Source organism: Poriferisphaera corsica (assembly GCF_007747445.1).
Taxonomy (GTDB): domain Bacteria; phylum Planctomycetota; class Phycisphaerae; order Phycisphaerales; family Phycisphaeraceae; genus Poriferisphaera; species Poriferisphaera corsica.
Window position 1 is genome coordinate 1,666,239 of sequence record NZ_CP036425.1, and the last position, 12,483, is coordinate 1,678,721.

General features: G+C 49.7%; 10 protein-coding genes. 7 read left to right on the forward strand and 3 right to left on the reverse strand.

Annotated features, from left to right (window positions below; all coding sequences use genetic code 11):
• The first annotated feature begins 191 nt into the window (after positions 1-191).
• Positions 192-2,432 (forward strand): LamG domain-containing protein, encoded by a 2,241-nt coding sequence (locus KS4_RS06760; RefSeq protein ID WP_145076375.1) that lies wholly within the window; start codon positions 192-194, stop codon positions 2,430-2,432.
• Between the two features lie 200 nt (positions 2,433-2,632).
• On the opposite strand, the gene arsM is transcribed toward KS4_RS06760, so the two are convergent.
• From arsM to KS4_RS06775, 3 genes are read right to left on the reverse strand one after another with little or no spacing between them, the layout of a single operon-like run.
• Complete coding sequence (gene arsM / locus KS4_RS06765) at positions 2,633-3,568, reverse strand: arsenite methyltransferase (protein WP_145076377.1); 936 nt, start codon at positions 3,566-3,568, stop codon at positions 2,633-2,635.
• A gap of 46 nt (positions 3,569-3,614) precedes the next feature.
• Positions 3,615-4,067, reverse strand: a complete 453-nt coding sequence (locus KS4_RS06770) for an arsenate reductase ArsC (protein ID WP_145076379.1) — start codon at positions 4,065-4,067, stop codon at positions 3,615-3,617.
• 58 nt (positions 4,068-4,125) lie between these two features.
• Entirely contained in the window at positions 4,126-4,485 is a 360-nt protein-coding gene (locus KS4_RS06775) for an ArsR/SmtB family transcription factor (RefSeq protein WP_145076381.1), read from the reverse strand.
• Positions 4,486-4,861: 376 nt separating this feature from the next.
• Between KS4_RS06775 and KS4_RS06780 the strand changes: the two genes are divergently transcribed.
• The 6 genes from KS4_RS06780 (at position 4,862) to cysN (ending at position 12,466) form a co-directional block, all read left to right on the forward strand.
• Complete coding sequence (locus tag KS4_RS06780; RefSeq protein WP_200761652.1) at positions 4,862-5,434, forward strand: TetR/AcrR family transcriptional regulator; 573 nt, start codon at positions 4,862-4,864, stop codon at positions 5,432-5,434.
• An 84-nt stretch (positions 5,435-5,518) separates the two neighbouring features.
• A complete protein-coding gene (locus KS4_RS06785) occupies positions 5,519-7,027 on the forward strand; it encodes a DUF2339 domain-containing protein (protein WP_145076385.1) in 1,509 nt (502 codons plus the stop codon).
• A gap of 6 nt (positions 7,028-7,033) precedes the next feature.
• A complete protein-coding gene (locus tag KS4_RS06790; RefSeq protein WP_145076386.1) occupies positions 7,034-8,782 on the forward strand; it encodes a DUF2339 domain-containing protein in 1,749 nt (582 codons plus the stop codon).
• Positions 8,733-9,320 carry a DUF2339 domain-containing protein gene (locus KS4_RS06795; RefSeq protein ID WP_200761653.1) on the forward strand — a complete coding sequence of 196 codons (588 nt, stop codon included), beginning with the start codon at positions 8,733-8,735 and terminating at the stop codon, positions 9,318-9,320. The genes KS4_RS06790 and KS4_RS06795 overlap by 50 nt, the downstream gene beginning before the upstream one ends.
• 153 nt (positions 9,321-9,473) lie before the next feature.
• Positions 9,474-10,385, forward strand: coding sequence for a sulfate adenylyltransferase subunit CysD (cysD, locus tag KS4_RS06800; RefSeq protein WP_145076390.1), 912 nt, complete (start codon positions 9,474-9,476; stop codon positions 10,383-10,385).
• Between the two features lie 146 nt (positions 10,386-10,531).
• Positions 10,532-12,466: a sulfate adenylyltransferase subunit CysN gene (gene cysN / locus KS4_RS06805; protein WP_145076392.1), complete on the forward strand. Its 1,935-nt coding sequence runs from the start codon at positions 10,532-10,534 to the stop codon at positions 12,464-12,466.
• Positions 12,467-12,483 lie beyond the last annotated feature (17 nt).

Below are 12,483 nucleotides of genomic sequence, written 5' to 3' on the forward strand. Positions count from 1 at the left end.
AACCTTATTGATTGATTTGATTGTGTGTAGGATGAATTGTTGTTGAACCATTTCTTCGGGAGCAAAATTATTTATGGGAGCGGATTCGGATGGCTGCGTAGCTATCCGTGTGTAATTATGGTTCGTTAATGAATCGTATTCATTAATTGAAATTATATAAATATTTAATTTTTATAAGCAGAGGAAACGAGATGAAACGGATATTTAGCTTGTGTTTATTGTTGTTAACGATATTGATGGGGGGGCAGGTGTTTGCGGATGCGGATGATGGGGTGTTGGCGTATTGGCGGGCAGAGGGTGATGCATCTAATTCTTCTGAGGTCAAGCAAGATTATTCAGGCAGTGGTAATAATCTAGGAGGGGGCTGGTATAATAACGGAGCAAGAAAATATGATGTTGTGCCGTATACACAAGAGGGCAATACAAAGAGCTTTTCGTTTCATCCATTTTCAAATAGCAGAAAATTAAAGACAAGCACGGCGGTGGCTGGGTCACCAGATATTGGCGTCGCAAATTTTGATGAGTTTACCATCGAGGTGCTTTATCATCCGAAATTTGGTCAATATACAAATGATATGGATCAAAATGATTATACGTTAGCAGCGGGTCATATTCGCGGAATTTTGACCTGTTATATTATGGATGGAAGTACGTATCAGTCTCAACCATTTGGATTAGGTTTATTTGGGGTCACAAAGACTGGTGATCCGGCGGTTTATGGTAAGTTTGCGGTCGCTTATATTGATGATGATGGGCAAGATCATTTTTTGGAAGTAGCAGAAGAATTTGTATTTGATGCTTCAGATTCTGCAAATCACAAATGGTATCACCTGCGAATTGTCAAGAGTTCAGATAAATTCGAACTTTGGGTTGATGGGAAATTAATGGCTGATGAGGATATAACGCCGGTTTTGGGTAATCTCAAATCGCATGAATTTAGAAAGTTGTCTGGTAGTCAAAAATACCAATGGAATCTTGGGTATGCGCGTGACCATATTAATGGTCATGATGCGTATAGTGCGAAGGGGTATATTGACGAGATTCGGATTGCGAATAAGGTGTTGGATCCCAGTGAGTTGTTGATCAAGAATACAAAGGTGATTGCGATAGAGAAGTATCGTGGGCCGGGACCGATTCGTAGTATTATAGAATTTGATGGTTGTTTGTGGGGTGTTCGGCCGGGGCCGCATGAGGTGGTTACGTCAGATGGCAATGGCGGATATTTGATCGGGCCAATACAGATCGGTTATTCGGCTATTCATTTGTTTCGCAGTACAGATAACGGTGAAACTTGGCAGCGGATGCGGGATTTGGATGTTTCCAATGCGTTCGATTATCACGATCCGGTTCTGTGGACGGGCAATATTGATGGAAATGATAAACTTATTTTGGCTTATGGCTCGACCCAAAAGAATGGTACATATTCAGGTAGACGTAGAGTTCGGGTTGCAGAGGTTGCTGGGGCATCTGATACAGTATCACCTTCAGATGGTGTGAATCCACGAGTGCAATATGATCAGACAATTGATTACCTCGCAGATTACACTGATTCAAACGGTAAGATTGTGCATCCCTTTGTCGGAGCGCCCTTTATTTTACAGAAATCCAATGACCGTTTGCAGGTTTATTATGATTATGAAACGATTGATAATGACTATAAGGGGCATCAATGGATCGCTATGAAAGAGGTCGAATTTACTGGCTCTGGTTTTAATTACGATGCATCTCCCCGGATTGTATCGCGGGAACCAGCGGGTAACGGGGTGTTGAGCCGGGATGGAATGGCGACAGCTGTGATACTTGAAAGTAATCTTAATAGCCCGGGTAATGATACGATTCTTGTAGTAATGGAAGGTGTGAAGAAAGAAACGTATCAAAGTGGGGGACAGAGTCACGACAACTTCTACAATGTCATTCGCTCGAATGTAAGTACCGATGGTGGTGTGACATGGCAGTATACCGATAGTAATCGTAAGATTTTGTATGAGGTGCCGCATCAGGGGCCGGATGGCCGTACGTATAATACGTATAACCCGTTTGTGTTCCCATACAAATATACGGACTCATATGGAAGCACTATAAACGATGTGATGTTGACGTTTTGTACAGATGAAGATTTGTATCCAAATGGGTGGCGGCCGGATCAGTCGAATATGCCACCAGAATTTCGGACTTCTTCGATCAAGGCAACGCGTATAAACCAGAGATTACGTCGGTTAACGACAAATAATACGATTCATACGTTTGATTTGCCAGACATTGATTTGACGGATTGGCACCCATTTATTGATTCAACAACTGTTGGATTTTCCGTCAGAGAGAACAATAACTATAACTCCACGATATATAAAGGGGTGGACGGTAAGATTCGTTGTATGGTTGATTTCTTCAGGAATGAGCAGCGGATGTATGAGCTAACTGTGCCTAAGTAATTTGTTTGTGATTTGAATGTAAGAACGCGTGGCGGAAGCTGCGCGTTTTTTTTTGTTTCGTGTGTGATGGGTTTGTGAGTGGTAAGGGTTAATGAAAAACAAGCACGCGGGGCGTGCTTGTGGAGTGGGTTGTTGTACTTTTCGTTGCGCTATAAATCTGGGGCAGGTTTGTGAGATTATGTGGCACGAGCAGGGGGTGATTAGCAGCAGCAGGATTTGGCTTTGGTGGCGATGATGTCGGCGGAGGTGATGTAGTCGGCGACGGTTTCACCTTCGGGTAGGGCGTCGGCGACCTTATCGTAGATTGGGGCTTTGAGGCGGGCCATGGTGTCGATGTATTCGGGTTTGGGTTTGAGGTGGATGTCGGTGAGGCAGGCTTGCTGCATCATGTTGCGGTATTCGTCGAGGAGGACGGCACCGGCGACGCAGCCGACCATGGCTTCGGCGAGATCGCGGATTTGTTGAGGGATGGGTTTGTAGAGGACGATATCGGAAGCAGCGACGATGCCGCCGGGTTTGAGTACGCGTGAGATTTCTTGCCAAACGCGGTTTTTGTCGGGTGAGAGATTGATGACACAATTGGAGATGACGACGTCAACGGATGCGTCTGCGACAGGCAGGTTTTCAATTTCGCCGAGACGGAATTCGACGTTGTCGAGGCCTGTGGATTTGGTGTATGAAGCGATGTTTTTACGGGCTTTTGTGAGCATTTCCGGTGTCATGTCGACGCCGATGACGCGGCCTGTAGCGCCGACTTTTGGGCCGGCGAGGAAGCAGTCGAAGCCGCCGCCAGAGCCGAGATCGAGGACGACTTGGCCGGGCTTGAGGTTTGCGATGGCGGTTGGGTTGCCGCAGGAGAGCCCCATGTTAGCGCCTTCAGGGAGTGCTTTGAGTTGTTCGGAGGAGTAGCCGATTTCTTCGGCGAGTTGGTCGGCGGATTTGGTGTTGGTTGATCCACAGCAGCCATTGAATCCGGGGTCGTCAGATGGGGAGCAGCATGATGAGGAGACGGGGAGCGAGGTGTCGCTTTCGCCGGTTGGTATTGAGATGGAATCGAGTGAGCCTGTTTCGGCGACTTTCTTGTAGCCGTCACGGACGACGTTGCGGATTTCTTCTTGTTTTTGTTTATCGGTCATGATGCTTCTCCTTGAAGCAAGGTGATTGGGCTTAATTGTATGATCGTTAGTTTGAGGTTTGTGCGATTAAAGTTGCAGGGAGTTTGAGGATGTAGGCTTCGATCTGATCCCGGACGCGGCGGTAGTGATCGAGTGCTTTTTCAGGGTCGGATTCGTTGGCGGCGAGGGCGGGGGGGTCTTCGAATGGGGCGTGGATGATAGCGGTTTTGGCGGGGAATGTGGGGCAGGTTTCGTGTGCGTTTGAGCAAACGGTGATGACGAAGTCAAAATCTTGGGTGGGGAGCTGGTTGACAGTGTTGCTGGTTTGTGAGGTGATGTCGATGTTGCGTTCGGCCATGACTTTAACGGCGTTGGGATTGAGCCCTTGGGCAACGATACCGGCAGAGTAGGGGGTGACGAGGTCGGAGATGAGGCTGTGGGCGAGGCCTTCGGCCATCTGGGAGCGGCAGGAGTTGCCGGTGCAGAGGAAGAGGATTTTTGGTTTAGGTTTAGTTGTCATAATTAAATCTATTCGAGGGTTAGGTGTCGACTGTTGTGTTTGCTTATAAATGGGGGCGTTAGCGGTTGTAGCATTCACAGGTGACTTCGAGTTCCTGTTTAATGACGGCTTTGCGCGTTTTGCGATCGGTGAGGATTTGGGGCTCGCTTTCGAGTGAGCTAATGGTGAGTTTAAGGAGTTGTTTGGCGGGTGAGGTGGGAGAGGGATTGAGTTTGTAGTATTGCCATTTGCCTTGCTTGCGTTTTTGGAGGAAGCCAGCATCGTGGAGAAGGTTCATGTGTTTGGAGACGGTTGAGGGGGCGAGGTGGAGGATGTCAATGATCTGGCAGAGGCAGAGCTCGCCGTCGGTTAGAGTCATGAGTGCGCGGAGACGGGTGGGGTCACTGAGGGCTTTGGTTATTTGTGTGAACTGTTGCATGAGTTGCCTTATTTCAGGTTAACAATATTACACTTCGTCAATTAACGAATCATATATTGCTGACTTGATAAGTCAAGCATAAAATCGAATCGTGGCGAAAAGAGGTGTTTTTGAGGCTGCAAGGGCGGTTTGAGTCTGTTTGCGGTGGCTGTATGCGTTTTGGAGTTGGGGGATACGTGCTATTGGGATCGTCATGATCAAGCAAAAAAAGATGATCGGAGACCGTGAGATTCTCGATTAGATCAGCGTGTTTGGGGAGAAAGGTATTGCGTTTTGAGTGGGCAGCCTTATATTTGTAAGTGATTGCAGACGAAATGAATCAATAGAAGAAAGGGAAGTTATGGGCCGGCCGAGTTTGTTAGAGGAGAAGCGAAAGATGTTTTTGCCGATTGTGGCGAAGACATTTGTTGAGTTGGGGTATCGTCGGAGTACGACTGCGGAGATTGCGGGGCGGTGTGGCGTGCAGGAAAACGTGTTGTACCGGATTTGGCCGAACAAGAAGGCGATGTTTTTGGCGGCGATCGGTTTTAATCGTGAGGTGACGACGACGACATGGCGGGGTGTGGTGGAAGCGGCTGAAGAGAGCCAAGGGAAGAAGCGGGGAGGTCGGAGTGCGGCGGAGATGATTTTGGAGCACGAGGCGGGGCATCATGGGGACTGGGGATTGCATCGGTTGGCGTTTGCGGGGTTGAATGAGATTGATGATGAAGAGATTTTGCTGGCTTTGCAGGGGATGTATGAGACCTTCGTGGGGTTTATTGTGGATGTTGTGGCGAAGCATCGTGAGGCGGCGGGGTTACAAAAGAAAACTAAGGGTGATTTGGAGGTGCTGGCGTGGGGTTTTGTGGGGCTGGCAACGGCGGCGGATATTGGAAGGGATTTGCGGTTGATGGATGGGAAAAAAAGGGCGAAGTTGATGCGCGAACTGGGTGGGGTTTTGTTGAAATAGTTGATGATTGATTGAGTTGGATCACTGATTGTATGGGCATATGAATTTCCGGTGCCTGCAAAAAACCGTTGAAGGGATAGCAGGATGATTGAGGTGATTGTTGTGCTTTTATTACTGTCAATACCGCTGGCTGTGATCGGTTGTGCTATCTATTTGCTGGTTAGAGTGATGGTGTTGGGTCGAGAAATGCGGCAGACGAAGCTTGATGTGGAGTTGTTGCGAGGGGCGCTGAATGAGCAGAAGCGAGCGTTTGAACGGTTGAAGCAGGGGGTGGCTGGTGTTGATGAGAAGAAGACTGTTCCGGTTGCGCCAACGATGAAGGATGTTGATGGGGAAACTGAATCTAAGAAGGCGGAAGTAAATGAAGGGGTGAATGAGGGAGGGACTGATCAGGTGGCTGAGCCGAAGACGGCGGAATCGACGGAGGCTGATACGCAGGCTGTTCATCAAAAACTGGTTCAAAAGAAAAGCGATATACGAGAGCGGGTTGCGCGGGCGAAGGCGCAGGTTGAAGGACGCGAGGAGGCGAGTGTTGAGAAGCGGATGTCGCCGCAGGTAGAGAGTCGGCGGATTGAGGCGGCGGAGATGGTTGAGCAGAAGCAGAAGGTTTGGGAGCAGAAGAAGGGGGAAATGAAGAACCGGGCTAAGCGCAAATTAGATGATTTTCGTTCGACATTCGAGGAACGGTTCGGGGCGTATTTGTATTATTGGATTGGCGCGTTGGCGGTGATGTTGGCTGGGGGGCTAGGTGCGCATTATGCGATTCAGCAGGGGTATGTGACGCCGATACTTCGGGTTGGAGTTGGGGCGGCGATGGGGATGGGGTTGACGATATTTGGGTATTTTATAGTGGGTAAGAGTGTGAGGCTGGCGAATGCGAGCGCGGGGGCGGGGGTATCGGTGTTGTATACGACGATATACATTGCGTATCACGTGTTTGAAATGATGGGAGGAATGTGGTGTTTTGGGGGGATGGCGGTGGTGACGTGTGTGGCGGTGATCTTGTCGTTGAGGTTGGGACAGGTTGTGGCGATGTTTGGTTTGTTGGGTGGGTTTGCGACGCCGCTGCTTGTGGATGGGGGGCATGGGACGCAGGGTGTGCTATTTGGGTATTTGCTGCTGCTGGAAATCGGGTTGGTTGTTGTGGCGAGAAGGCGGGGTTGGATTGGGGTGTCGCTGCTCACGTTGATTAGTTCGATGGCATGGGCGGCGTTTACGATGTTGTTTAGAGATGTTGAGCAGAATGGGACGATTGTCGGCGGATTTTTGGTGTTGTCGTATGTGGTGTATCTGGTGAATATGTCGGGAGGATCGCGAGATCAAGCGGGAGGGTGGAAGTTGCTGCGGATGTCGATTGGAGCGGGGATATCGAGTTTGGTATTGATGGGTGTGTTGGCGATTGCGGTGAAGTTTACGATGGTGATCATGGGGATGATGTTGCTATTGGGTGGCGGGATGATGGTTGTGGGGCGACTGGATGATCGTCAGCGGATGCTGGGTTTAGCGGGGTTTTTGTTGGATTTGGTGATGGTGGGGGCTTGGATGGTCGGTGAGCGGCCGCATTATGTCGAGAAGAGGCAGTGGGAGTTTTAACTGATCATGGGTGGGCTTGGAACTATCTTCTGGTTAGGTGGTATGGTGTGTGCGCTTGGCAAAAAACGGGCGATGTATTGGTCGATTCTGAGCGGTTCCGCGATGGTCGTGGTGTACGTATTGGTGGGGATTGTCGGACATGAAGCGATCAAAGTGGATGGGTGGGTACTGGGTGCGGGGATGAGTGTGCTGAGCGGGATCGGATGCTATTTGATGGTTAGGCGGCGGGAGGTGAGCAAGCGGTTTGATGTGGCTGCGGGCGTGTTGGCGAGCGCGATAACGGCTGTATTGGTGTTGTGCGTTTGGATGGACGCAGCATTGCCCTGGCAGGCGGTTTGGTGTGGGGGGATTATGTTGGGGGTTGTGGTTGCGGCGGAATATTTTGGGAAGGATGTGCTGCGATGGACAGGGATCGTGGTGAATGGCGTGGTTGTGGTGGGGGCTGCGTTTGGGCTGCTTGTGTCGAATCAGTATTTGGTTGGCGGGGTTGTTGCAGGGAATGCGCTACTTGGGTTCTGGGGCGGGCTGGCGGTGTTGTACGGTTTGTGTGCGTGGCGGTATCGGGTGAGGGGCGAGGGGATTTTATCTCAGGTGCAGCAAGTGATTGGGCTGTTGATGTTTGGGCTGGGTTTGATGATGCTGGTGCATCATGGGTTTACGGGGAAGGCTTGGCATCAGATTTGGGAGGCGGGGCTGATTGAGTATGGGGTGATGTCAGTGGTGCTGGGTTCTGCGGGGCTGTTGCTGACAGTGAGTTGGCAGCGATGGCTTAGGGGGTATATGCGGCTACGTGAGGGCGGGATTGTCTATGCGAAGATTAGTGGTGCGATTGCAATTGCGGGGGTTTATGTGATCTCGAATCCGCTGTTGGAGGAACGGGGTGTGTTGGGGAGTGGCGATGAGGGGATGGATGTGTGGGGCATGGGGAGCTTGATGGGTTGGATTGGGTATGTATTGGTGTGCTGTTTGCCGGTGGTTTTGCTGGGGGTGAATGGGGTGGTGATTCGTGATAAAGCGTTGGCAAAAATCAGGCAGATTTTTCTTGGGATGATATTGTTGCTGCTGGGAATATGCGGCGTGCTGCTGGTGCGTCAAGGGTTTTCGGATGGGGTGATGTTGGTGGATGATGTGCGGGTCGGGCTGTATGAGTTTGCTACGGATGCGATTGTGTTTTTGGGCTTAGGGTTGGTGATGTTTGTGTATGGGGATCGTGGCGTGTTGAAGTTGTTGGGTATGCGGGTTGGTGGATTGGTGATGAGTGTATTGGGTGTGATTGGTTGGGTGTTGTATTGCGGGGTGTTTGAGAATCCGCTTTGGTGTGAGGTGATGGTAGGGGATTGGGTGGTATTGAATTGGCTGGTTTATGTTTATGTATTACCGCTGCTGATGGTGGGGGTATTGTGCTGGTGTGTGAAGCGATGGGGTCATGAGCCGATGAAGGCGGCATACGAATCGTTGGTAAAGGTTTTGTTTGTGGGGATCGGGTTGGTGTTGATGATGTTTGTTAGGCAGGGGTTTGCGGGGAGTGATATGCGGCTGCAGGAGCATCCGGTTGGTTTGATTGAGTATGCAACTGATGCAATTGTTTTAATAGGAGTTGGTGGGCTGATGGTGTTTATGCGTGAACGGCTGGGTTCGATTAAGAAGGAATTGAGTTGGGGGGGGATTGATTTACAGTGGAGTGGGGATGGGGATTTTGGTGTTGATGTGCGGCTTGAAAGAAAATCCGCTGTGGGTGCTATACGAGGTTGGTGATGTGAAAGTGGTGAATTGGTTGCTGTATGTTTATTTACTGCCCATGGTGATGTTGGGTGGGGTGATGTGGTTAGCTCGTGAGATGACGTTTAGTTGGTTGAAGTCTTATCGATTAGTGGTGGGGTTGCTCAGCTTAACGATTGTGTTTGCGTGGTTGTCGCTTACGGTGAGGCAGGGGTTTGTGGGATCGGTGATTGATTTGGAAGTGCATTCGGTGAGCCAATATGAGTGGTATGCGTATTCTGCGGCGTGGATTGTCTTTGGTGTGGGGTTATTGGCGAGCGGGATTGTGATCAAGAGTCAGATGCTTCGGTATGCATCTCTGGGGGTGATGATGGTGAGTACTTGTAAGATATTCTTGTTTGATATGAAGCATTTAGAGGGTTTTTTAGAGGCGGGGAGCTTCCTGGGGCTGGGATTGGTGTTGATGGGATTGGGATTGGTGTATCAGAAGATCGTGTTTGCTAAGCCTAAGGGAGAGAGGAATTTGCCGAAAAACACGGATGACATGGAAGAAGATGGAGATGTGTTGTGTTAGGTGATTGTACTAGAGTTTGCATCTAGCAGGGGGATGTCGCTAGGATTGTGAGCCTAGGGGGTGCGGAATGGGAGGAGATGAGGAGATAAGGCAGGACGTTTTGGAGAGCGTTCGGCTGGAAATTAAGTTGTTGACTGAAACGGGAAGAACGCATTGAAATCGCATCATTTGACACATTTAAAGGAACTGGAAGCGGAAAGCATCCAGATTATTCGCGAAGTAGCGGCTGAGTTTGATAATCCGGTGATGTTATATTCCATCGGTAAAGACTCGGCTGTGATGGCGCATTTAGCAATGAAGGCGTTTCATCCGGGGAAGCCGCCATTTCCGTTGATGCACGTTGATACAACGTGGAAGTTTAACGAGATGATTGAGTTCCGTGATCGGTTCATTAAGGATGAGCTGGGATGGGATTTGATTGTGCATATTAATGAGGAAGGGGTGAAGGCGGGTATTAATCCGTTTGATCACGGGAGCGCGAAGCATACTGATATTATGAAGACGCAAGGGCTGAAACAGGCGCTTGATAAATATGGGTTTGATGCGGCGTTTGGTGGGGCGAGAAGGGACGAGGAGAAGAGCCGAGCGAAGGAGCGGGTGTATTCGTTCCGTGATCGACATCATCGTTGGGATCCGAAGAATCAGCGGCCTGAGTTGTGGAGCTTGTATAACAGCGAGCACAATAAGGGGGAGTCGATTCGTGTGTTTCCGTTGAGTAATTGGACGGAACTGGATGTTTGGCAATATATCCATCTGGAAGACATTCCGATTGTGCCGTTGTATCGTGCGGCGGTGCGGCCAGTGGTGGAGCGTGATGGTGTATTGATTATGGTGGATGATGATCGGATGCCGCTGAGGGAAGGGGAGGTTCCGATGGAGAAGATGGTCAGGTTCAGGACGTTGGGCTGTTATCCATTGACGGGTGCGGTGGAGAGTGATGCGACGACGTTGCCAGAGATTATTCAGGAGATGCTGGTGGCGAAGAATTCGGAGCGTGAGGGTCGGGTGATTGACCATGACCAAGATGGGTCTATGGAAGAGAAAAAACGCGAGGGGTACTTTTAGGCCGTAGGCTGTTTTGTGATTGTTTGTGCGTTGGACGAGGTGTTGACCGCATGAACGAGGTGAGGAGATGAGGGGTTGGATGGCTGTCTAACTGATAGTTAGTTGGCTTGATTTACGAGGAAATTAACGCGGGAAGAGATGCGAAAATGAGTCATCAATCAGAATTGATCGAGAAGGATATTGATGCGTACCTGGCACAGCATGAGCAGAAGGAATTGCTGCGTTTGCTGACGTGTGGGAGCGTGGACGATGGTAAAAGTACGCTGATTGGGCGGCTGCTGTATGATTCAAAGATGATCTATGAGGATCAGTTGAAGGCTGTGCAGAGTGCGTCAGTCAAGCATGGGACGACGGGGACGGACTTTGATCCGGCGTTGCTGACTGATGGTTTGAAGGCGGAGCGTGAGCAGGGGATTACGATTGATGTGGCCTATCGATATTTCTCGACTGCGAAGCGCAAGTTTATTATTGCGGACACGCCGGGGCATGAGCAGTACACAAGGAATATGGCGACGGGTGCGTCGACGTGTGATCTTGCGATCATTTTGATTGATGCACGGCATGGTGTGGTGACACAGACGAGGCGTCATAGTTTTATCGCATCACTGCTTGGTATTAAGCACGTGGTGGTTGCGGTGAACAAGATGGACTTGGTTGATTACAGTGAATCTGTATTTGACGAGATTTGTAAAGATTACCGGGATTTTGCTGCAAAATTGGATTTGCCTGATGTGCAGTTTGTGCCGATGAGTGCGCTGCTGGGTGATAATGTGGTGAATGTGAGCGAGAAGATGCCTTGGTATCAGGGTGCTTCAATGATGCACATTTTAGAGCATGTGCATATTGCGTCGGATAGGAATCTGATTGATATGCGGTTCCCCGTGCAGTATGTGAATCGGCCGAATTTAGACTTTAGGGGGTTTAGTGGGACATTGGCATCGGGGATTGTGAGGCCAGGGGATAAGGTGATGGCGTTGCCTTCGCGACGAAAGAGTGTCGTGAAAGAAGTGGTGACGTATGAGGGGAATCTGGATGAGGCGTTTAGCCCGCAGGCGATCACGTTGACATTGGAAGATGAGATTGATGTGAGTCGTGGGGATATGTTGGTGCATGAGCATAATGTGCCGCATCTGGATTCACGATATGAGGCGATGGTGGTATGGATGGCGGATGAACCGTTGGTGCCACAAAAACAGTATTTGATTAAGCACACAACGCGTAAGACTGCGGGTGTTGTGAGTGATGTTCGGTACCGAATTAACGTGAACACGATCCATAGAGAAGATACAGATCAATTGAGATTGAATGAGATTGGTCGGTGTGTGTTTGAGTTGTCGCAGCCGATTGCATTTGATGCATATAAGTCAAATAAGGATACGGGCTCGTTTATTATCATTGACCGACTGACGAATACAACGGTTGGGGCGGGGATGATTTTGGATCGTAGCCCGGAAGAAGAACGTGGTAAACATGCGGCTAAGCGCGGGATAGATGTACGGACGCATGATAGTTTGGTGAGTGTTGCGGAGAAGGAAGCTCGCTATGGCCATAAGCCGGCGACAGTGTGGCTGACTGGGTTGACGGGATCGGGTAAGAGTGCAATTGCATATGCTCTTGAAAGAAGATTGTTTGATGAGGGTAAGATTGCGCATGTACTGGATGCTAGAAATGCACGACTGGGCTTGAATGTTGACTTGGATTATTCGGAGTCGGATCGTCGCGAGAATCTACGCCGTGCTGGTGAGGTTGCGAGGTTGATGAATGAATCGGGCTTGATTTCAATCTGTGCATTCCTGTCGCCGAACGAGGCGGATCGTAAATTGGTTAGGGAGATTGTGGGAGATGGGTTTTATGAGGTGTATCTGAATGCACCGGAGGATGTGTGCGAGTCACGGCGAGAATCCATTAATGCGGATGAGAATGATCCGGCGACGAAACGGGCGCTTCGGCCGTTCTTTGATTTGAACGCGGGTTATGAGCAGCCTGAGGAGCCTGAGATTGAACTGGCGACGGATAAGCTAAGTGTGAATGAATGTGTTGAGCAGGTTATGGCGCGGCTTCGGCAGGATGGAATTGTCTAAGTCAAGGTTATATATGT

Bases quoted from the DNA above. Each gene is read 5' to 3' on its own strand.
- KS4_RS06760 (WP_145076375.1), top strand. From the start codon at position 192: ATGAAACGGATATTTAGCTTGTGTTTATTGTTGTTAACGATATTGATG.
- arsM (WP_145076377.1), bottom strand. From the start codon at position 3,568: ATGACCGATAAACAAAAACAAGAAGAAATCCGCAACGTCGTCCGTGAC.
- KS4_RS06770 (WP_145076379.1), bottom strand. From the start codon at position 4,067: ATGACAACTAAACCTAAACCAAAAATCCTCTTCCTCTGCACCGGCAAC.
- KS4_RS06775 (WP_145076381.1), bottom strand. From the start codon at position 4,485: ATGCAACAGTTCACACAAATAACCAAAGCCCTCAGTGACCCCACCCGT.
- KS4_RS06780 (WP_200761652.1), top strand. From the start codon at position 4,862: ATGTTTTTGCCGATTGTGGCGAAGACATTTGTTGAGTTGGGGTATCGT.
- KS4_RS06785 (WP_145076385.1), top strand. From the start codon at position 5,519: ATGATTGAGGTGATTGTTGTGCTTTTATTACTGTCAATACCGCTGGCT.
- KS4_RS06790 (WP_145076386.1), top strand. From the start codon at position 7,034: ATGGGTGGGCTTGGAACTATCTTCTGGTTAGGTGGTATGGTGTGTGCG.
- KS4_RS06795 (WP_200761653.1), top strand. From the start codon at position 8,733: ATGTGCGGCTTGAAAGAAAATCCGCTGTGGGTGCTATACGAGGTTGGT.
- cysN (WP_145076392.1), top strand. From the start codon at position 10,532: ATGAGTCATCAATCAGAATTGATCGAGAAGGATATTGATGCGTACCTG.